Annotated in this window: 16 protein-coding genes and 1 riboswitch; of the genes, 10 read left to right on the top strand and 6 right to left on the bottom strand. The window is 69.0% G+C overall.

Annotated features, from left to right (window positions below; all coding sequences use genetic code 11):
• Positions 1–21 precede the first annotated feature (21 nt).
• From DK459_RS15330 to DK459_RS15310, 5 genes are all read right to left on the bottom strand, one after another.
• The gene (locus tag DK459_RS15330; protein WP_006386870.1) at positions 22–702 is read right to left on the bottom strand and encodes a protein-L-isoaspartate O-methyltransferase; all 681 of its coding nucleotides are present in this window, start codon (positions 700–702) and stop codon (positions 22–24) included.
• Positions 703–843: 141 nt separating this feature from the next.
• Positions 844–1,686, bottom strand: coding sequence for a bifunctional hydroxymethylpyrimidine kinase/phosphomethylpyrimidine kinase (gene thiD, locus DK459_RS15325; RefSeq protein WP_020925371.1), 843 nt, complete (start codon positions 1,684–1,686; stop codon positions 844–846).
• On the bottom strand, positions 1,683–2,492 hold the full coding sequence (locus tag DK459_RS15320) for a thiazole synthase (protein ID WP_006386872.1): 810 nt from the start codon (positions 2,490–2,492) through the stop codon (positions 1,683–1,685). Before DK459_RS15320 ends, thiD begins: the two co-directional genes overlap by 4 nt.
• Before the next feature lie 247 nt (positions 2,493–2,739).
• A complete protein-coding gene (locus DK459_RS15315; RefSeq protein WP_053501223.1) occupies positions 2,740–3,648 on the bottom strand; it encodes a cobalamin-binding protein in 909 nt (302 codons plus the stop codon).
• A gap of 54 nt (positions 3,649–3,702) precedes the next feature.
• Positions 3,703–5,739 carry a TonB-dependent receptor gene (locus DK459_RS15310; RefSeq protein ID WP_110134849.1) on the bottom strand — a complete coding sequence of 679 codons (2,037 nt, stop codon included), beginning with the start codon at positions 5,737–5,739 and terminating at the stop codon, positions 3,703–3,705.
• A 99-nt stretch (positions 5,740–5,838) separates the two neighbouring features.
• Positions 5,839–6,017, bottom strand: a riboswitch (cobalamin riboswitch).
• 171 nt (positions 6,018–6,188) lie between these two features.
• Here DK459_RS15310 and metH point away from each other — a divergent pair.
• The 10 genes from metH to DK459_RS15260 all read left to right on the top strand — a co-directional run bounded on the left by metH (position 6,189) and on the right by DK459_RS15260 (position 18,844).
• Positions 6,189–9,962, top strand: coding sequence for a methionine synthase (gene metH / locus DK459_RS15305; RefSeq protein WP_110134898.1), 3,774 nt, complete (start codon positions 6,189–6,191; stop codon positions 9,960–9,962).
• A 178-nt stretch (positions 9,963–10,140) separates the two neighbouring features.
• Entirely contained in the window at positions 10,141–10,869 is a 729-nt protein-coding gene (locus DK459_RS15300) for a FadR/GntR family transcriptional regulator (protein WP_020925365.1), read from the top strand.
• 94 nt (positions 10,870–10,963) lie between these two features.
• Complete coding sequence (locus DK459_RS15295; protein WP_054439313.1) at positions 10,964–11,830, top strand: ABC transporter substrate-binding protein; 867 nt, start codon at positions 10,964–10,966, stop codon at positions 11,828–11,830.
• Positions 11,831–11,960: 130 nt separating this feature from the next.
• Positions 11,961–12,794: an ABC transporter substrate-binding protein gene (locus DK459_RS15290; RefSeq protein ID WP_024067608.1), complete on the top strand. Its 834-nt coding sequence runs from the start codon at positions 11,961–11,963 to the stop codon at positions 12,792–12,794.
• Between the two features lie 12 nt (positions 12,795–12,806).
• Entirely contained in the window at positions 12,807–13,844 is a 1,038-nt protein-coding gene (locus DK459_RS15285) for an L-idonate 5-dehydrogenase (protein WP_006386878.1), read from the top strand.
• A 31-nt stretch (positions 13,845–13,875) separates the two neighbouring features.
• Positions 13,876–14,541 carry an amino acid ABC transporter permease gene (locus DK459_RS15280; protein WP_006392647.1) on the top strand — a complete coding sequence of 222 codons (666 nt, stop codon included), beginning with the start codon at positions 13,876–13,878 and terminating at the stop codon, positions 14,539–14,541.
• Positions 14,538–15,197, top strand: coding sequence for an amino acid ABC transporter permease (locus DK459_RS15275; protein ID WP_006392648.1), 660 nt, complete (start codon positions 14,538–14,540; stop codon positions 15,195–15,197). Before DK459_RS15280 ends, DK459_RS15275 begins: the two co-directional genes overlap by 4 nt.
• Positions 15,198–15,322: 125 nt before the next feature.
• Positions 15,323–16,054, top strand: a complete 732-nt coding sequence (locus tag DK459_RS15270) for an amino acid ABC transporter ATP-binding protein (protein WP_035182674.1) — start codon at positions 15,323–15,325, stop codon at positions 16,052–16,054.
• Positions 16,055–16,082: 28 nt separating this feature from the next.
• On the top strand, positions 16,083–17,294 hold the full coding sequence (manD, locus tag DK459_RS15265) for a D-mannonate dehydratase ManD (protein ID WP_006386881.1): 1,212 nt from the start codon (positions 16,083–16,085) through the stop codon (positions 17,292–17,294).
• Positions 17,282–18,844 carry a mannitol dehydrogenase family protein gene (locus DK459_RS15260; RefSeq protein ID WP_110134848.1) on the top strand — a complete coding sequence of 521 codons (1,563 nt, stop codon included), beginning with the start codon at positions 17,282–17,284 and terminating at the stop codon, positions 18,842–18,844. Before manD ends, DK459_RS15260 begins: the two co-directional genes overlap by 13 nt.
• Before the next feature lie 31 nt (positions 18,845–18,875).
• Here the strand turns inward: DK459_RS15260 and iaaH are convergent, their stop codons facing one another.
• Complete coding sequence (iaaH, locus tag DK459_RS15255; protein WP_020925359.1) at positions 18,876–20,285, bottom strand: indoleacetamide hydrolase; 1,410 nt, start codon at positions 20,283–20,285, stop codon at positions 18,876–18,878.
• Positions 20,286–20,295 lie beyond the last annotated feature (10 nt).

The following is a 20,295-nucleotide window of genomic DNA, read 5'->3' as shown; positions in this document are numbered from 1 at the left end:
CGAAGGGCCCCGCCTGGGAACTCAGAACTTGAACTGCGACACCGTGGCGCCGCGCAGGGGCTTGATGACCGTTTCGAACAGATTGACGGTCTCGAAGCTGGCGGCGGTGGTGCGGGTGATGCGACAGGCCGTCATGACGGGGGCCTGGCCGACGACGACGACCAGGCGGCCGCCCACGCGCAGCTGGTACTTGAGCGCGTCCGGCACGACCGGCACGGAACCCGTCACCAGGATCGCGTCGTATTCGGTGGAGCCCCAGCCGTTGCGGCCGTCGCCGGTTTCGACCTTGACGTTGGTGACGTTGTTCATCTGCAGGTTCTGCTGCGCGAACGTGACCAGGCGGCTGTCGATCTCGACCGAGGTGACCTGCTGCGCCAGGTAGCCCAGCAGCGCGGCCTGGTAGCCGGAGCCGGTGCCGATTTCCAGCACGCAGTCGGATTTGCTCAGTTGCAGTTCCTGGGCCAGGCGGGCTTCGACCTTGGGCGCGAGCATGGTCTGGCGGGTGTTGACCGCGTTGATTTCCAGCGGCAGTTCCAGGTCGGAAAACGCCAGGGCGCGCAGGGCCGGCGGAACGAACTGTTCGCGGCGCACATCGAACAGCGCCTGCAGCACGTTGGCGTCCAGGACGTCCCAGGGGCGGATCTGCTGTTCCACCATGTTGAAGCGGGCTTGTTCTACGTCGGGCAGGGTCGAAGCGTTCATGACGGTCAGAAAAAACAGAGGAATCAACTGACCATTGTACCGATTCGTAGCGTCCTGTGACGCCGCCGGGGCCGCGGCCTGGTTACAGACCGGGGAAACCGTCAGCCAGGGCGGCGCTTTCGGACGCAATGACGGCCGGTATCACCACCAGGCGTGGAAGTGGTGCACCGGGCCATGGCCGGAACCGACCGACAGGCGTTCGGCGTGGCGGATGGCTTCGGTCAGGTAGGCCTTGGCGCGGCGCGCGGCCTCGGGCACGTCCTCGACCTGGGGCAGCAGCGCGGCCAGGGCGGCCGACAGGGTGCAGCCGGTGCCATGGGTGTTGGCGGTCTCGATGCGGTGGCCGGGCAGCTCGATCATGCGGTCGCCGTCGTGCAGCAGGTCGATGGTGTCGTTGCCGGGCAGGTGGCCGCCCTTGACCATGACCCAGCGCTGGCCCGAATGCGCCAGCTTGTTGCGCAGGCGTTCGGCCACCCGTCGCATTTCCTTGACCGTTTCCACCGGACGTTCTTCCAGCAGCACGCCGGCCTCGGGCAGGTTGGGGGTGAGCAGCGTGGCCTGCGGCAGCAGCGCTTCGCGCATGGCGCCGACGGCGTCGCGTTCCAGCAGCAGGTCGCCGCTCTTGGCCACCATGACCGGGTCCAGCACCACGTGGGCCGGGGTCCACTTGGCCAGCTTCTCGGCCACCACCTGGATCACCGGCTGCTGGCCCAGCATGCCGATCTTGACCGCGTCGATGCGCACGTCGGCGAACAGGGTGTCGATCTGCTGGCCGACGAAGGCCGGCGGCACCGGCGAGATGCCGCTGACGCCCTGGGTGTTCTGCGCGGTGAGCGCGGCGATGACGGCGCAGCCATAGGCGCCCAGGGCGCTCATGGCCTTGACGTCGGCCAGGATGCCGGCGCCGCCGGACGGGTCGACGCCGGCGATGGTCAGCGCGTTGGGGATCGGGCGGCCGTTGGCGGCCGGCTGGCGGCTGCTCATTTGGCGGCGCCGGGCGCGGCGGTGATCAAGCCCTCGGTGGGCGAGCTGGGCGCGCCGCTGTAGAGCTTTTTCGGCATGCGGCCGGCCAGGAAGGCCTCGCGGCCGGACTCGACGCCCTTCTTCATGGCGCTGGCCATCAGCACCGGGTCGCGCGCGGCGGCGATGGCGGTGTTCATCAGCACGGCGTCGCAACCCAGTTCCATGGCGATGGCGGCGTCCGAGGCGGTGCCCACGCCGGCGTCCACCACCACCGGCACGCGCGCCTGGTCGATGATCAGGCGCAGGTTCCAGGGATTCAGGATGCCCATGCCGGAGCCGATCAGCGAGGCCAGCGGCATCACGGCCACGGCGCCCATGTCTTCGAGCATGCGGCACTGGATGGGATCGTCGGTGCAATAGACCATGACCTGAAAGCCCTCGTCGACCAGGGTCTTGGTGGCCTTCAGGGTCTCGGGCATGTTGGGGAACAGCGTGTGCGGGTCGCCCAGCACTTCCAGCTTGACCAGGGCGTGGCCGTCCAGCAGTTCGCGCGCCAGGCGCAGCGTGCGCACGGCGTCGTCGGCCGAGTAGCAGCCGGCGGTGTTGGGCAGCAGCGTGAACTTGGACATCGGCACGTAGTCGAGCAGGTTGGGCTCGCCCGGGTTCTGGCCGATGTTGGTGCGGCGGATGGCGACCGTGACGATCTCGGTGCCGCTGGCGTCCAGCGCCGCGCGGGTCTGTTCGAAATCCTTGTACTTGCCGGTGCCGACGAGCAGGCGCGACGAATAGGCGCGGCCGGCGATGGTGAGAGTGTCTTGAGTGGTCATGGCGGTGCTTCAAAGAGCGGGCGCGCGCAGCGGGACCCGCGGGGGCTGGCTGATCATCGGGGATCAACGGGTTGATCACGGTTAGGTGAATCATAAAGCACGGCGCGGCGCGGCTGCGACCAAGGCCACGCTGGCGCGTTCCACAAATCGCGCTTGCCGCGCACGACGGACGGGCGCGAATGACCGGGTCGCGGACAGGGGTATGCCGCCGGCCCCGCGCCGGGCGGGGGCTTTCGCGCCGCCGGCCCTAGCGCGCCCGCAGGCCGTCCAGGTCCGCGCACAACTGCTCGGCCGCGTCGATCAGGCGCGGGCCGGGGCGGTACAGCGCGTCGGCGTCGATGCCGTAGACGTGGCCGGCCAGCGCCGCCGGCAGGCCCATGGCGCGCCAGGCCGCCAGGTTGCGGGCGGTGTCCGCGGGCGTGGTGACGCCGGCCAGCACCGCGTCGGGCCGCGCCGCCAACACGCTTTCCAGGCCGACCTGCGGGGCCACGACCGGCGCCTGCTCGAAGACGTTGACGCCACCGCACAGGCGCAGCGCGTCGCTGACGATGCTGGCGTGGTTCAGGGTGTAGATCGGGTCCAGGCCCGCCTGCACGAAGACGCGCACCGGCGCGCGGCCGGCGTAGCGCGCGGCCAGCGCGTCGAGCCGCGCGCGCAGGGCCTGGGCGGCGGGCGCCGCCTGGGCCTCGGTGCCGAACAGCACGCCCAGGCGTTCGACCGCGTCGGGGATGGCCGCCAGCGTCTGCGGGTCGCTGTAGTAGAGCGGCACGCCCAGCTTGTCCATCACGCGCGCCAGCGGCGCGGCGGCCGATGGTTGCCAGGCGATGACCAGGTCGGGACGGGCGGCGGCCACGCGCTCGGGATCGGGCTGGGTGCCGTCGCCGATGACCGGCAGGGCGCGGGCCGCGGGCGGATAGTCGCTGCCCCGGATAGTGGCGACCAGGTAGGCGCCGGCGCCGGCCGCGTAGACCAGCTCGGTGGCGTGCGGCGCGAGGGTCACCGCGCGCCGCGCCGGGGCCGCCAGGGTCAGGTCGCGGCCGCGATCGTCGCGCGCGTGGATCGCCGCAGGGGGGCCGGCAGGGGTGTCGGCCGCCGCCGGACCGGGGCCGGACAGCAGCCCCAGGACGGCGAACGGAAGGGCGCGGACGAAGGTCATGCGAGGCATCGATACGGTCGGCGTGGAACAACGCCGACTATATCGGATCGCCGCTCAGTAGCGCAGCGTGAGGGAAGCGTAGAAGTTGCGGCCGGGCGCGGGGTACAGGTTGTACGGACCCGTTTCGCCCATGCTGCCGCTGCGGATGCCGTAGGTGGCGTACTTGCGGTCCAGGATGTTGTTCACGCCCACCGCGCCTTCGATATTGCGGGTGAATTTGTACGCGACCTTGGTGTTGAACAGCACGTAGGCGTCCAGCTGTTTGTCGAACTCGTTGGCCTGGTCGTTGTCCAGGCGCGACTTGCCGACGTATTGCGCGGCCACGTTCCACAGGAACGCATCGGTGGGACGCCAGGTCACGCCGGCATTGGCCAGCCACTTCGGCGCCATCGGCACGGTCTTGCCGGCCAGGTCGACGCCGTTGTAGGTGCCCGAGCGGAATTGCGCCTCCATCCAGGTCACGTTGGCGTCCAGCGTCACGCCGCGGACGATTTCGTGATGGCCTTCCAGTTCGATGCCCTGGCGCCGGGTCGGGTCCAGGTTGACGTTGGCGCCGAACATGTCGGCCAGCGGGTTGTACTGGATTTCGTTGGTCAGGTCATAGCGGAACCACGACAGGCGGGCGCTGCTGCGCTCCGATTGCCAGGTCACACCCAGTTCCTTGTCGGTGGAGGTCTGCGGCGCCAGCGGGTTCTGCACCCACAGCAATTCGTCGCTGTTGGCCAGGCGGAAGCTGCGGCCGACCTTGCCGTACACGCCGAAGCCGTTGCTCAGATCCTGGCGCACGCCCAACTGCCAGGCAGTCAGGTGGTGGCCGCTGTCCGAGGGGTTGCCGCCCGAGCCGGCCAGGATTTCCAGCTTGTCCGAGGCATACTGGCGCCGCACGCCCATGGTGACGTTGGTGCTCTCGGTGGCGCGGATCTGGCCTTCGGCGAACAGTCCGTACTGATGCTGGCGCGACTGCATCCTGGATTGGATCGGGTCGTAGTACGCGTCCTGCGTGACCGTGGTCCGGGACTCCAGCGCGTCGGCGCCGAAGACGACGCTGTGGCCGCCGCTGATCGGCAGGCGGTAGCGCAGGCTGGCGCTGTTTTCCACCAGCTTCTGGTCGCGCAGCGTGTCGCCGCCGCTGTCGAACATGCTCGGCGAGGCATAGGTCAGGCCGTGCAGCTTTTTGTTGCGGCTGGCCAGGTCGGCGTAGAGCGTGCCGACGCCCAGCGCCTGTTCGAGTTGCAGACCGATGGTGGTGGACGTGGACTTGATGAAGTCGGCGTCGTTCTTGGAGCCGCGGCGGTCGTCCTGGTACTGGTTCAGGCCGGTGAGCGGATTGATCTGGCGCGGGCCGGGCAGTTCCAGGCGCTGCGTGGTGGTGTTGCCGTACAGGCGGATCGAACCGTCGGCATGGCGGAAGGTGATGCCGCCGCCGCCGCCCTCGCGGGTTTCGGCGTTGTTGTCGCGGTAGCCATCGCTGTGCAGCGACTGCATGTAGGCGTCGACGCCGACCTTCTGGTTGTTCAGGGCCACGGCGGCGTCGTACTGGCGCAGGCCGTAGCTGCCGAAGGTGGCGGTGGCGCGGGCCGTGACCGGCTCCTTGGCGAAGTCCTTGCGGGTGATGATGTTGATCACGCCGCCGGTGGTGCCGCCGCCGTATTGCACCGAACCGCTGCCGCGCACGATCTCGACGCGCTCGACCTGGTCCAGCGGCACCACGCCCAGGTTGGGGGCGGACAGGTCGTTGGGGTTCTGCTTGACGCCGTCGATCATGATCAGCGTGTTGCTGGCGCCGGTCACGCCGAAGCCGCGCAGGTCGACCATGGCGCCGTCCGCCGAGCCGGAGCTGTTGATCAGGTGGATGCCGGCCTGCGTCGACAGCAGGTCCTGCATGGTGCGGGCGCTGCTGGCGGCGATGTCTTCGGCGGTGATGACCGAGATCGACACCGGCAAGGTGCGGCCGTCGCTGGGCACGCGCTGGGCGGTGACGGTGACGGTGTCGAGTTCGGGAGCGGGGGTGGCGGCTTGCTGGGCGGCCGACAGGGCCGGGGCGGAGCAGAGCAGGGCGCCGGCGTAGCGCCGGATGGAGCGGGATTTCATCTACAAGACCTCGATGCGACCCGCGACCCCGCAGGTCAATCACGATGGGGAGGATGCCCGGGGCCACGCCGCGTCCCTGGGGAGCGGGCGCCGGACGGGTGTCCTGGCGATCGAACTGGCCGGTATCGGGCTGCCATGGGCGCATCGCGCGCATGGGGACCGTTGCGGGGGCAGCACAGGCTGGATGCCCCGGCCGGCCAGCCTCGTGGGCGGCGCGGTGGGCGTCTTCCTGTTTCCCGTTTACCTTTCGCACGCGGACCGGCAAGTGTTGCGTTCTTGCCTGTCCCGATGCGCCGAAAGCACCGGTTCGGGGCCGAAACTGTATCACCGGAGGGCGAGACAGGGCCCGTTTTGTTACGATCAGGGGTTGATTTTTAGGCCTTTATCGCTTTTTAGCGACATTTGCCCGGCCGCCTTCGTTGCCCAACCTCCTCCTTTCGGACCTGAACGTGTCGTATCCCCGCCTGCCTTACCCGCCCGAGAGCTTCACCCGCGGCGGCGAATTCGCCCGCCAGCTGGGTCAGCGCATCCTGATCCTGGACGGCGCCATGGGCACGATGATCCAGCGCTACAAGCTGGGCGAGGCCGATTTCCGCGGCGAGCGCTTCGCCGGCCATGGCAAGGACCTCAAGGGCGACAACGAGCTGCTGTCGCTGGTGCGGCCGGACGTGATCTCCGAGATCCACCGCCAGTACCTGGAGGCCGGCGCCGACGTCATCGAGACCAACACCTTCGGCGCCACCTCGATCGCGCAGGGCGACTACGACCTGCCGGAACTGGCCTACGAACTGAACCTGGTGTCCGCGCAACTGGCGCGCGAGGCCTGTGACCAGTACAGCACGCCGGACAAACCGCGCTTCGTGGCCGGCGCGCTCGGCCCGCAGCCCAAGACGGCGTCGATCTCGCCCGACGTGAACGACCCGGGCGCGCGCAACGTCACCTTCGACGAGCTGCGCGTGGCCTACGTTGAACAGCTCAACGGCCTGCTGGACGGCGGCATCGACATCGTCCTGATCGAGACCATCTTCGACACGCTCAACGCCAAGGCGGCGATCTTCGCCACCGAGGAAGTGTTCGAGCAGCGCGGCATCCGCCTGCCGGTGATGATCTCGGGCACCGTCACCGACGCCTCCGGCCGCATCCTGTCGGGCCAGACCGTCGAGGCCTTCTGGAACTCGGTGCGCCACGCGCGCCCGGTCACCATCGGCCTGAACTGCGCGCTGGGCGCGGCGCTGATGCGCCCGTACGTGGCCGAGCTGTCCAAGATCTGCGACACCTACGTCTGCGTCTATCCCAACGCCGGCCTGCCCAACCCGATGGCCGAGACCGGCTTCGACGAGACCCCGGCCGACACTTCCGCGCTGCTGGAGGAATTCGCCCGCGCCGGGCTGGTGAACATGTCGGGCGGCTGCTGCGGCACCACGCCCGACCACATCCGCGCCATCGCCGACAAGGTCGCGGCGCTGACGCCGCGGGTGGTGCCGGAGATCCCGGTCAAGACCCGCCTGTCGGGCCTGGAGCCGCTCAACATCGACGAGGACACGCTGTTCGTGAACGTGGGCGAACGCACCAACGTCACCGGCAGCAAGATGTTCGCGCGCCTGATCCGCGAAGAGAAATACGACGAGGCGCTGGCGGTGGCCCGCCAGCAGGTCGAGAACGGCGCGCAGATCATCGACATCAACATGGACGAGGCCATGCTGGATTCGGTGGCGTGCATGCACCGCTTCCTGAACCTGATCGCCTCCGAGCCCGACATCGCGCGCGTGCCGGTGATGATCGACAGCTCCAAGTGGGACGTGATCGAGACCGGCCTGAAGTGCGTGCAGGGTAAGCCGGTGGTCAACTCGATCTCCATGAAGGAAGGCCTGGAGCCGTTCCGCCACCACGCCCGCCTGTGCCGCCGCTACGGCGCGGCGGTGGTGGTGATGGCGTTCGACGAGCAGGGCCAGGCCGACACGCTGGAGCGCCGCAAGGAAATCTGCGGCCGCGCCTACAAGATCCTGGTCGAGGAAGAGGGCTTCCCGCCGGAAGACATCATTTTCGATCCCAACGTGTTCGCGGTCGCCACCGGCATCGACGAGCACAACCACTATGCCGTCGATTTCATCGAAGGCACGCGCTGGATCCGCGAGAACCTGCCGCACGCCCGCATCTCGGGCGGGGTGTCGAACGTGAGCTTCTCGTTCCGCGGCAACGAGCCGATGCGCGAGGCCATCCACACCGTGTTCCTGTATTACGCGGTCAAGGAAGGCATGACGATGGGCATCGTCAACGCCGGCCAGTTGGGCGTGTATGCCGACCTGGATCCCAAGCTGCGCGACCTGGTCGAGGACGTGGTGCTGGATCGCGCCGAGCCGGTCGGCAAGACCGACCCGGCCGACGAACGCACGCCGACCGAGCGCCTGGTGCAGTTCGCCGACAGCGTGAAAGGCTCGGGCGCCAAGAAGGAAGAAGACCTGGCCTGGCGCAATGCCGAAGTCGAGGCGCGCCTGTCGCACGCGCTGGTGCACGGTATCACCGCCTTCATCGTCGAGGACACCGAAGAGGTGCGCCAGAAGATCGCCGCGCGCGGCGGCCGCCCGATCGAGGTGATCGAAGGCCCGCTGATGGACGGCATGAACGTGGTCGGCGACCTGTTCGGCGCCGGCAAGATGTTCCTGCCGCAGGTGGTGAAGTCGGCGCGCGTGATGAAGCAGGCCGTGGCCCACCTGATCCCCTTCATCGAAGAGGAAAAGCGCCAGATCGCGGCCGCCGGCGGCGACGTGCGCGCCAAGGGCAAGATCGTCATCGCCACCGTCAAGGGCGACGTGCACGACATCGGCAAGAACATCGTGTCGGTGGTCCTGCAGTGCAACAACTTCGAAGTGGTGAACATGGGCGTGATGGTGCCCTGCGCCCAGATCCTGGAGAAAGCCAAGGAAGAGAACGCCGACATCGTCGGCCTGTCCGGCCTGATCACGCCCAGCCTGGAAGAGATGGCCTACGTCGCCTCGGAAATGCAGCGCGACGAGTATTTCCGCAGCCGCAAGGTGCCGCTGATGATCGGCGGCGCCACCACCAGCCGCGTGCATACCGCCGTGAAGATCGCGCCCAACTACGAAGGCCCGGTGATCTACGTGCCGGACGCCAGCCGTTCGGTGGGCGTGGCCACCAGCCTGATGTCCGACCAGGCGGACGCCTACCTGGCGGAGCTGGCCGAGGAATACGAGGACGTGCGCCGCCGCCACGCCAACCGCAAGGCCACGCCGATCCTGCCGCTGGCCGAGGCGCGGGCCTCGCGCCCGCGGATCGACTGGGACAGCTACACGCCGCCGCGCCCCAAGTTCATCGGCCGCCGCACCTTCAAGAGCTACGACCTGGCCGAGATCGCGAAGTACGTGGACTGGGGCCCGTTCTTCCAGACCTGGAGCCTGTTCGGCCCGTATCCGGCCATCCTGGAGGACAAGGTGGTGGGCGAACAGGCGCGCAAGGTCTACGCTGACGGCCAGGCCATGATGAAGCGCATCGTCGAGGGCCGCTGGCTGACCGCGAACGGCGTGGTCGGTTTCTACCCGGCCAACAGCGTCAACGACGAGGACATCGAGGTCTACAAGGACGAGAGCCGCAGCGAGGTGCTGTTCACCTACCGCAACCTGCGCCAGCAGGGCGCCAAGCGCGAGGGCGTCAGCAACAAGTCGCTGTCGGACTTCATCGCGCCCAAATCCAGCGGCAAGCTGGACTACATCGGCATGTTCGCGGTGACGGCGGGCCTGGGCATCGAGAAAAAGGAAGCCGAGTTCGAGAAGGCGCTGGACGACTATTCCGGCATCATGCTCAAGTCGCTGGCCGACCGCCTGGCCGAGGCCTTCGCCGAATGCCTGCACGCCCGCGTGCGCCAGGACCTGTGGGGCTACGCGCCGGACGAGGCGCTGTCCAACGACGACATGATCGCCGAGAAGTACGTCGGCATCCGCCCGGCGCCGGGCTATCCGGCCTGCCCGGAACACGTGGTCAAGACCGACATGTTCCGCGTGCTGGACGGCGCCGACATCGGCATGATGCTGACCGACAGCTACGCCATGTTCCCGGCCTCGAGCGTGTCGGGCTTCTACTTCAGCCATCCGCAGTCGCAGTACTTCAACGTCGGCATCATCGGCGAAGACCAGTTGCAGGACTACGCCGCGCGCAGCGGCCGCAGCATCGAGGATCTGAAGCGCACGCTGGCGCCGAACCTGGGCTGAGGCGGTTTCCGCCGCCGCGCCGGGCCCGCCCGGCATCCCAGCGCCACCCTAGCGCCGCCCCGGCTCGTCCGGCGCGGCGCTTTGTTTTATTCGGACGGTTTACCAAATGGATAGTGGTAAACCATGATGTGCCAAATTGGTAAACCACATAATATTTGGTCCAACCACTTTCAATGCCATGACACTACAACTGATCCCCAAGCCCGAGGAACCCGCCAGCAAGCCGGTGGCCGACCGCGCCTACCTGCGGCTGGCCGCGCAGATCCAGGCCCTGGTCGCGCAGGGCGAGTTCGCGGTGGGCAAGCGCCTGCCGGCCGAGCGCGCGCTGGCCGAGCGCTTCGACGTCAGCCGCACTTCGCTGCGCGAGGCCATCATCGCGCTGGAGCTGCAGGGCGTGGTGGAAGTGCGCGGCGGCTCGGGCATCTATGTCTGTGAACCGCGTCCGGGCGTGGCGCGGCTGCCGGCCGCGCAGGAGCCGGGCGCGGGGCCGTTCGAACTGCTGCGCGCGCGCTGCCTGGTCGAATCGGAAATCGCCGCGCTAGCGGCCAGCACCCGCAACGATGCCGACCTGGATCGCATCTTCGAGGCGCTGACCACCATGCGCGAGCAGATGATGCACAAGGAAGAAAACCAGGAGGCCGACCGCCGTTTCCACCTGTACATCGCGCAGTCCACCGGCAACAGCGTGCTGCTGGGCACGGTGACGGCGATGTGGGACCAGGCGCAAGGCCCCATCTGGGAAAAGATCGAGCAGCATTTCCATACGCAGGAATTGCGCCAGGCCTCGCAGGAAGATCACCAGCGCATCTTCAGCGCGCTGGTGGCGCGCGATGCGGATGGGGCGCGGCAGGCGATGCGCAATCACCTCGAACGCGTGATCGGCGAGTTCGCGCAGGGGTGGCGGTGAACAGGCTTTAAGGCAGGACCGGCAGGCGGCCCCCGGCTGAGCGCGGAAGATACCGCGCCCCGGAACCGGGCGACACACATCAGGAGACAACAGGATGCAGCAAAGGAACAAGGGGAGCCGCGCCTGGCACAGGGCGGCGGCGATGCTGTCGGCGTGCGCGCTGGCGGCCTATGCGCTGGCGGCGCCGGCGATGGCGCAGGAAGCGCCCGCGGCGGGCCAGAGCGCGCGTATCGATGCCATCCGCAAGGCCGGCGAGCTGCGCGTCGGCGTGCTGCAGAACGCACCCTGGCTGCTGCAGGACGTATCCGGCAAGGGCGGCGAGGGCTGGAGCGGCCCGGCCTGGCTGCTGGCCAAGGAATACGCCCGCCTGCTGGGGGTGAAGCTGACGCCGGTGCAGGTCTCGCATGAAACCAAGGTGCCGGTGCTGGCGGCCAACCAGGTCGACATGACCATCAGCCCGCTGGCCGAAACGCCGGAACGCTTGAAGGTGGTGGACTTCGTGCTGTATTCCTCCACCAGCGTCTGCATGTTCGGCCTGGCGTCCAATCCCAAACTGGCCGCGGCCAGGTCGGTCGATGACCTGAACCGGCCCGGCGTCACCATCGCATACTTCACTGGCGGCGCCGAGGAAGCCTGGGTCAAGCAGCGCTTTCCCAACGCCACGCTGCGCGCCGTGGCCAACTCGGGCGCCACCGCGCCGATCGAGGAAATCATGGCCAAGCGCGCCGACGCGGCGCCGATCAATCGCGTGCCGTGGGTCGGCCTGAACCGCAAGGTGCGCGGCCTGGCCGTGCTGCCGGCCGAGGCCAACTGCCAGCAGAGCACCGAAAAGGCCTCGCCGGTGGGCCTGGCGATCGACAAGAACCAACCCGAATACCTGGCCTGGCTGCGGCAGGTGGCCGCCGGCATGAAGACGCGCCTGGACGCCGACGAAATGCGCATCATCGAACAGACCCCGTAGGCCGCTCCGGCCTTTCCCCACCCCACTGGATTCACCGACCCGCGCAAGGCGCGCGGCCCGGGCGACTGCCCGCGGCCTCGCGCGCCCGCATCCGGCGTCCGCCGCCGGGCTTGCCTCCAAGGAGACCGCAATGCAACCGTCCTTCCTCACCCGTTTCGCCGCCACCGCTCTGCTGCTGGCCGGCGCCGCCACCGCCCAGGCGCAGACGCCGCCCGCGCCCGGCGAGAGCCCGCGCATCGACGCCATCCGCAAGGCCGGCGTGCTGCGCGTGGGCGTGGTCAACAACCCGCCGTGGCTGGTGCAGAACACCACCGGCTCGGGCGAGCCCTGGATGGGCTCGTCATGGCTGCTGGGCAAGGAATTCGCGCGCCTGCTGGACGTGAAGATCGTGCCGGTGCAGGTCAGCCACGAGACCAAGGTGCCGGCGCTGATCGCCAACCAGATGGACATCATGATCGGGCCGCTGAACCAGAACGCCGAGCGCGCCAAGATCATCGACTTCGTCACGTTCTCGAACACCAGCGTCTGCATGTTCGGCCTGGCGTCCAACCCCAAGTTCACCAGCGCCACCAAGGTCGAGGACTTCAACCAGCCCGGCATCACCATGGCCTACTTCTCGGGCGCCGGCGAAGAGCCGCTGGTGCTGGAGAACTTCCCCAAGGCCAAGCTGCGCGGCGTGACCAACTCGGGTTCGGTGGCGCCGATAGAGGAAGTGCTGGCGGGCCGCTCCGACGTGGCGCCGCTGAACCGCATGCTGTGGCCGAACATCAGCAGGAAGGTCAAGGGCCTGGCCGTGTTCCCCAAGGAAAACGACTGCCAGGACAGCAAGATCTTCGCGATCGACGCGGGCATGGGCGTGGCCAAGAACCAGCCGGTGTACCTGGAGTGGCTGCGCAAGGTGGAAGCGCGCATGCATCCCGAACTGGTGGCCGAAGAGCGCCGCATGACGCAGAACCTGAAGTAAGGCGGACACACCATGCTCAATTGCGCGATTCATGGGGCCGAGGACCTGCGGCTGGTGGAACAGGCGCCCGAGCCGCTGGGCCCGACGCAGGTGCGCGTCGGCGTCAAGGCGGTCGGCATCTGCGGTTCGGACCTGCACTACTACCGCCACGGCCGGGTCGGCGATTTCGTCATCCGCGAACCGCTGACGCCGGGCCACGAGGCCTCGGGCCAGGTGCTGGAGGTCGGTTCGGCCGTCACCGCCGTCAAGCCCGGCGACCGCGTGGCGCTGGATCCGGCGCGCACCTGCGGCGTGTGCCGCTATTGCCGCCAGGGCGATTCCAACCACTGCGAGGCGGTGTTCTTCTTCGGCAGCGCCAGCCGTTATCCGCACATGCAGGGCGCGATGCGCGAGCAGGTGGTGGTGCAGGAAAAGCAGTGCGTGCCTGTGCCGGACAGCCTGTCGTTCGAGCTGGCCGCCTTTGGCGAGCCGCTGGCGGTGGCGCTGCACGCGGTGCGCAGCGCCGGCACGCTGCTGGGCAAGACGGTGATGGTGGTGGGCGCCGGGCCGATCGGCGCGTTGGTGCTGATGGCGGCGCGCCTGGCCGGCGCCAGCCAGGTCATCGTGGTCGACATCGTGGACCAGACCCTGGCGACCTGCGCCAAGGTCGGCGCCACGCGCACCATCAACGCCGCCGCCGAGCCGGGCGCGCTGGACGAGCTGGCGGCGGGCAAGGGCACGGTCGATGTGTGCTTCGAGGCCTCCGGCAACTACGCCGGGCTGGCCAACTGCATCCGCGCCACGCGGCCGCGCGGCACCATCGTCACGGTGGGCACGCTCAATGGCAGCAGCGAGCAGTGCCCGTTCAACCAGATCATGGTCAAGAGCCTGAACGTCATCGGCAGCTTCCGCTTCGTCGATGAATACGCCTGGGCGGTCGACTACCTGGGCCGCGGCCTGGTGGACGTGGCGCCGCTGCTGACGGCCGCCGTGCCGGCGCGCCAGGCGCACGAGGCCTTCGCGCTGGCGGCGGACCGGCGCCAGGCCATGAAAGTGATGGTGACGTTCTGAGCCCGGCGCTCGCGAATCGCACGGAGATTGCATGGACTTCGATTTTTCCCCCATCGTCGATAACTGGCGCTTCTTCGCCAGCGGCCTGGGCATCACGGTGGCGCTGAGCGCCGTCACGGCTGTCTCCAGCATCCTGCTGGGCCTGGTGATCGCGCTGCTGCGCCTGTACGGGCCGCGCTGGCTGCGGGTGCTGCTGGTGTTCTACATCGACAGCATGCGCGCCATCCCGGTGCTGGTGGTGCTGGTGTGGATCTACTTCGCCTTTCCGCTGCTGGCCGGGGTGACCTTCGCGCCGTTCTGGGCGGCGCTGGTGGCGTTGACGCTGCACATCGCGGCCTACTCGGCCGAGGTGATCCGCGCCGGCATCGAGTCGGTGCGCCCGGGGCAGATGCGCGCCGGCCTGGCGCTCGGCATGTCGCGGGCCCAGGCGCTGCGCAAGATCATCCTGCCGCAGGCCACCATCCGCATGCTGCCGGCCTTCGGCTCGGTGCTGACGGTGGCGATCAAGGACACCGCCATCGCCACGGTGATCGCGGTGCCCGAACTGATGCACAAGGCCGAGACCATCGCCGGGCAGAGCTACCGGCCGATCGAGGTGTTCACCGCGGTGATCGTGGCGTATTTCGTGATCCTGTTTCCGGTGACGCGCGGCGTGGACCGGCTGTACCAACGCTACGCACATCTGGGGCGCTCATGAATCTGGACTGGGGAATTATCTGGGACTCGCGCCAGGTGCTGCTGCAGGGCGCGGCCATGACTGTGATGCTGACGGTGGTGACGATGGCGCTGGCGGTGCCGGGCGGCATGGTGCTGGCGCTGATGCGGCTGTCCTCGAACCGCGTGGCCAACGGCGTGGCGGTGGCGATCGTCGAGTTCTTCCGCAACCTGCCGCTGATCCTGGTGATCTATTGGGCGTTCTACGTCATGCCGATGGCGCTGGACGTGCAGTTCTCGGCGGTGACCACGGCGCTGGTGGCGCTGGTGCTGAACGTGTCGGCTTACAACTCCGAGACCTTCCGCGCCGGCATCAATTCGATCCGCAAGGGCCAGATGGAGGCGGCGCTGGCGATGGGCATGTCGCGCCGCCAGGCCATGTTCAAGGTGCTGGTGCCGCAGGCGGCGCGGCGCATCCTGCCGGTGCTGGCCAGCACCTGGATCTCGCTGTTCAAGGACACCTCGCTGGTGTCGGTGATCGCCGTCAGCGAGCTGGCCTATGCCTCGATGCAGGTGCGCGCGCAGAGCTTCCGCGTGCTGGAAATGCTGACCGCGATGGCGGTGATCTATTGGCTGATGGGCTATCCGCAGGCCAAGCTGGTCGACTGGATCCACCGCAAATACGGAGTCAAGGAGTGAACGAGATGATCCTGGAACAAACGGCCGACACGGCCGGCGCGGCGGTGGCCGCCGCAGCAACGCCTGCCGCAGCGACGGCTGCCGCGGCATCGGCCGCCACCCGCAAGGGCGCCGACCAGCCGCCGGTGCTGGTGTACGAGCACGTGCGCAAGGTCTTTGGCGACTTCGTGGCGTTGAACGACGTTTCGCTGCAGGTCAACAAGGGCGAGGTGATGTGCCTGATCGGCCCGTCAGGCTCGGGCAAGTCCACGCTCTTGCGCTGCACCAACGCATTGGAGAAGATCGACGGCGGCCGCGTGCTGCTGGACGGCGTGGCGGTGCCGGAGGCCGAGTCCGAGGTGCGCAAGGTGCGCCAGCGCATGGGCATGGTGTTCCAGAGCTTCGAGCTGTTCCCGCACAAGTCGGCGCTGGACAACGTCGCCATGGGGCCGATCACCGTGCTCGGCATGGCGCCGGAGCAGGCGCGGGCCCGAGCCATGGCGCTGCTGGAGAAGGTGGGCCTGGCCAACAAGGCCGGCAACTTCCCCGCCAACCTGTCCGGCGGCCAGCAGCAGCGCGTGGCGATCGCCCGCGCCCTGGCGATGGAGCCGGAAGTGATGCTGTTCGACGAGCCGACCTCGGCGCTCGACCCCGAGACCGTGGGCGAGGTGCTGAACGTCATGAAGAAGCTGGCGCAGGAAGGCATGACCATGATCGTGGTCACGCATGAAATGAGTTTCGCCCGGCGCGTGGCCAACTGGGTGGTGGTGTTCGAGAACGGCGCCATCCTGGAACAGGGTCCGCCCGCGCAGATTTTCGACAACCCGCAGGTCGCCCGTACCCGCGACTTCCTCAGCCACCTCGGCTGGGAAGGCTGAACACCCTCCCGTTTTCACGGAATCCATGATGAAAATTACGAACGCACGCGTCATTGTTTGTTCGCCGGGCCGCAATTTCGTGACCCTGAAGATCGAGACCGACCAGGGCCTGACCGGCATCGGCGACGCCACCCTGAACGGGCGCGAGCTGGCCGTGGCGGCCTACCTGACCGAACACGTGGTGCCTTGCCTGATCGGCCGCGACGCGCACCAGATCGAGGACATCTGGCAATACCTGTACAAGGGCGCCTACTGGCGCCGGGGCCCGGTCACCATGACCGCCATCGCCGCGGTCGACACCGCGCTGTGGGACCTGAAGGCCAAGGCCGCCGGCCTGCCGCTGTACCAGCTGCTGGGCGGCAAGAGCCGCACCGGGGTGATGGTCTACGGCCACGCCAACGGCAGCGACATCGAGCACACCGTCGACGAGGTGCTGCGCTATGCCGACATGGGCTACCGCGCGATCCGCGCGCAGAGCGGCGTGCCGGGGCTGGACAAGGTCTACGGCGTGGGCCGCGGCAACCTGTTCTACGAACCCGCCGACGCCGATCTGCCCAGCGAGCACGACTGGTCCACCGAGAAGTACCTGCGACATGCGCCCAAGCTGTTCGAGCGCATCCGCGAAAAGCTCGGCTTCGAGCACCACCTGCTGCACGACGTGCACCACCGCCTGACGCCGATCGAGGCCGGCCGCCTGGGCAAGTCGCTGGAGCCGTACAACCTGTTCTGGATGGAGGACGCCACGCCGGCCGAGAACCAGGAGGCCTTCCGCCTGATCCGCCAGCACACCACCACGCCGCTGGCGGTGGGCGAGATCTTCAACTCGATCTGGGACTGCAAGGACCTGGTGCAGAACCAGCTGATCGACTACATCCGGACCACCGTGGTGCACGCCGGCGGCATCACCCACCTGCGCCGCATCGCCGACCTGGCCTCGCTGTACCAGGTGCGCACCGGCTGCCATGGCGCCACCGACCTGTCGCCGGTGTGCATGGGCGCGGCGCTGCATTTCGACCTGTGGGTGCCGAACTTCGGCATCCAGGAATACATGCGCCACACCGAGGAGACGGACGCGGTGTTCCCGCACGCCTACACCTTCTCGCAGGGCATGCTGTATCCGGGCGATGTGCCGGGTCACGGCGTGGACATCGACGAGAAGCTGGCCGCCAAGTATCCGTACAAGCGCGCTTACCTGCCGGTGAACCGGCTGCAGCAGGACGGCACGTTATGGAACTGGTAGCCCCGGCGGCCGTCCGGCTGCATCCGGCGCGCCTGCAGGCGCTGCCGCCCGGCGTGGCGCGGCCGGCCTACGACCGCGGCGCCCTGCGCGCCGGCATCGTGCACCTGGGGCTGGGCGCGTTCGCGCGCGGCCACCTGGCGGCGGTGAATGAAGCGGCTCTGCATGCCAGCGGCGACCCGCGCTGGGGCATCTGCGGCGTGTCGCTGCGGCAGGCCGACACCCGCGACGCGCTGGCGCCGCAGGACGGGCTGTACACGCTGGCGCTGCGCAGCGCCGACGCCGACGGCCGGCCGCGACAGCAGTTGGCGGTGATCGGCTGCCTGCTGGAAACGCTGGTGGCGCCCGAGGATCCGCAGGCGGTGCTGGCGCGCATCGCCAGTCCGTATACGCGCATCGTCAGCCTGACCGTGACCGAAAAAGGCTATTGCCACGATCCGGCCAGCGGCGCGCTGAACCTGGCGCATCCCGACATCGTGCACGACCTGGGGCAGCCGCTGGCGCCGCGCAGCACCATCGGATTCCTGGTGTGGGGGCTGCAGCGCCGGCGCGCGGCGGGCCTGGGACCGGTGACGCTGCTGTCGCTGGACAACCTGCCCGGCAACGGTCACCTGCTGCGCGGCCTGGTGCTGGCCTTCGCCGCGCAGGTGGACGCGAGGCTGGCGGAATGGATCGACCAGGCCTGCGCCTTTCCCTGCTCGATGGTGGACCGCATCGTGCCGCGCACCACCGACGAGGACCGCGCGGCCGTGGTGCAGGCGCTGGGCATGATGGACGCCTGGCCGGTGCAGGCCGAACCGTTCCTGGAATGGGTGGTGGAAGATCGCTTTGCCGCCGGCCGGCCGGATTGGGCCGTGGGCGGCGCGCGCTTTGTCGACGAGGCGGCGCCGTTCGAGACCCTCAAGCTGCGCATGGTGAACGGCGCGCATTCGGCGCTGGCCTACCTGTCGGTGATGGCGGGGTGGGGCACGGTGGACCAGGCGGTGGCGCAGCCGGCGCTGCGGCGCTATCTGGCGGACCTGATGCGCATGGAAATCGCGCCGACCCTGCCGGTGCTGCCGGGCCTGGACCTGGCGGCTTACCAGGAGCGGCTGTTGCAACGCTACGCCAATCCGGCGCTAAGGCACCAGACGCGGCAGATCGCCATGGACGGGTCGCAGAAGATGCCGCAGCGCCTGCTGGGCACGGTGCGGGCGCGGCTGGCGGCGGACCGGCCGATCGCCGGGCTGGCGCTGGCGCTGGCCGGCTGGCTGCATTTCCTGCGCGGGGTGGATCAGGCAGGACGGCGTTATCCCATCGATGACCCGCTGGCCGAGACGCTGGCGCAGCGGTTGGCGCAGGCGGAGCAGGCGGCGCGCGAGGCGCCGCCGGGGCCGGCCGCCGCGCTGGCCTGGGCGCGCGAGATGACAGCCCTGGCCGCCGTGTTCGGCGACCTGGGCCGCGACGAGCGTTTCGTGCGCGAGGTGGCGCAGGCGGCGCAGTCGTTGCGCACGCTGGGCGTGGCCGGCGCGCTGGAGGCGACCCTGGCCGCGATGCTCGCGGGCCAGGACTGATACGCGGCCGCCGTCCGCGCCGAAAGGCGCATCAGGCTGGCGGCGGCGCCAGGCGGCCCAGCAACGGTTCCAGCGCCACGCCGACCGCGAGGATCTTGCGGTCCTCGCCCGGCAGGCCATCCACCTCCAATCCGATCGGCAGGCCGTCGTCCGACAGGCCGGCGGGCAGGCTCAGGCCGGGCAGGCCCGCGTTGCTGCCGGGGTCGACGTTGCGCGCCAGCCGCAGGAACGACTCCAGGCTGCTGGCCTCGGGCGCGGCGAGCGGCGGCGGCACCGGCACCGTGGGGAACAGCAGCCCGTGCAGCGCATGCTGCTCGAACGCGCGGCGGTAGACGTCGATGAGCGCGCCGCGATGGACCGCGATGGCGCTGTCGTACAGTGGCTGCAGCGGCAGCAGTTCGCCCGATGGCGTGGGCAGCACGCCCGGCACGACCAGGTCGTTGAAGATGGCCTTGACGTCGGGGCTGGAGATCCGCGCCACCAATTCCTCGAAGCTGACGCCGACCTCGTGGCGCGCCAGGTAGGCGGTGAGATCTGGCTTCTGTTCGTACAGGCACAGCGGCATGCCGGTCGCGGCGTTACTGGCCTCCAGGCCGGGCATGTCCAACGGCAGCAGCGTCACGCCGGCCGCGCGCAGGCGCTCAAGTGCGGCCTGGGCGACGGCTTGCACCTGCGGGTCCAGGTCCTGCCAGAAATAGCCGGGCAGTCCCAGCCGCAGGCTGGCGGCGTCCAGCGCTGGCAACGGCCTGTCGTCGCCAGTCAGCACGGCATCCAGAAGCGCGATGTCGGCCATGCCGTTGGCGATGGGCCCGGGCGTGTCGCGGGTATGCGAAATCGGCGTAATGCCCGAACCGTCATAGCGGCCCACCGAAGGCCGAAAGCCCACGGCGCCATTGAGCGCGGCAGGCAGGCGAACGGAGGCGCCCGTGTCGGTGCCGAGCGCGGCCGGCACCAGGCGCGCGCCCACCGCCGCGCCGCTGCCCGAGGACGAGCCCCCGGCGATGCGTTCGGGGTCATAGGCGTTGCGCGTACCCGCGCCCCGCGGGCCGGGATAGGCCGTGTTGTAGCCGGAAACGCCGAACGCCAGTTCATGCATGTGGGTCTTGCCGACGATGATGGCGCCGGCTTCGCGCAGGCGCCGCACGATCGGGGCGTCCTCGGCCGGGATGAAGTCACGCAGGGCCGGGGTGCCGGCGGTGTTGGGCAGCCCCGCGACGTGGATGTTGTCCTTGATCGCCACGGGCACGCCTTCCAGCGGCCGGGCGGTGTGTCCGCCGGCGCGCGCGGCATCGGCGGCCCGCGCCTGCGCCAGCGCGCCGTCCGCGTCCACCGTGATGAAGGCATTGAGGTCCTGGCGGGCCGCGATGCGGTCCAGGCAGGCCCGGGTGAGGGCTTCGCTGGTGACCAGGCCATCGCGAAAAAGCGCCGCGGCTTCGGTCACGGTCGGGCAG

Origin of the sequence: Achromobacter sp. RW408, assembly GCF_003184165.1 — a bacterium.
In the GTDB taxonomy this organism is placed as follows: Bacteria; Pseudomonadota; Gammaproteobacteria; order Burkholderiales; family Burkholderiaceae_B; genus Achromobacter; species Achromobacter xylosoxidans.
Note: the sequence above shows the minus strand (reverse complement) of the source record. Positions and strands in the feature narration are given on the sequence as shown.

What these genes read in the sequence shown, in the direction of transcription:
- DK459_RS15320 (WP_006386872.1), bottom strand. Translation starts at nt 2,492, where the DNA reads ATGACCACTCAAGACACTCTCACCATCGCCGGCCGCGCCTATTCGTCG.
- DK459_RS15275 (WP_006392648.1), top strand. Translation starts at nt 14,538, where the DNA reads ATGAATCTGGACTGGGGAATTATCTGGGACTCGCGCCAGGTGCTGCTG.
- DK459_RS15260 (WP_110134848.1), top strand. Translation starts at nt 17,282, where the DNA reads ATGGAACTGGTAGCCCCGGCGGCCGTCCGGCTGCATCCGGCGCGCCTG.
- DK459_RS15285 (WP_006386878.1), top strand. Translation starts at nt 12,807, where the DNA reads ATGCTCAATTGCGCGATTCATGGGGCCGAGGACCTGCGGCTGGTGGAA.
- DK459_RS15300 (WP_020925365.1), top strand. Translation starts at nt 10,141, where the DNA reads ATGACACTACAACTGATCCCCAAGCCCGAGGAACCCGCCAGCAAGCCG.
- DK459_RS15290 (WP_024067608.1), top strand. Translation starts at nt 11,961, where the DNA reads ATGCAACCGTCCTTCCTCACCCGTTTCGCCGCCACCGCTCTGCTGCTG.
- DK459_RS15280 (WP_006392647.1), top strand. Translation starts at nt 13,876, where the DNA reads ATGGACTTCGATTTTTCCCCCATCGTCGATAACTGGCGCTTCTTCGCC.
- DK459_RS15295 (WP_054439313.1), top strand. Translation starts at nt 10,964, where the DNA reads ATGCAGCAAAGGAACAAGGGGAGCCGCGCCTGGCACAGGGCGGCGGCG.
- DK459_RS15330 (WP_006386870.1), bottom strand. Translation starts at nt 702, where the DNA reads ATGAACGCTTCGACCCTGCCCGACGTAGAACAAGCCCGCTTCAACATG.
- DK459_RS15310 (WP_110134849.1), bottom strand. Translation starts at nt 5,739, where the DNA reads ATGAAATCCCGCTCCATCCGGCGCTACGCCGGCGCCCTGCTCTGCTCC.
- manD (WP_006386881.1), top strand. Translation starts at nt 16,083, where the DNA reads ATGAAAATTACGAACGCACGCGTCATTGTTTGTTCGCCGGGCCGCAAT.
- thiD (WP_020925371.1), bottom strand. Translation starts at nt 1,686, where the DNA reads ATGAGCAGCCGCCAGCCGGCCGCCAACGGCCGCCCGATCCCCAACGCG.
- DK459_RS15315 (WP_053501223.1), bottom strand. Translation starts at nt 3,648, where the DNA reads ATGACCTTCGTCCGCGCCCTTCCGTTCGCCGTCCTGGGGCTGCTGTCC.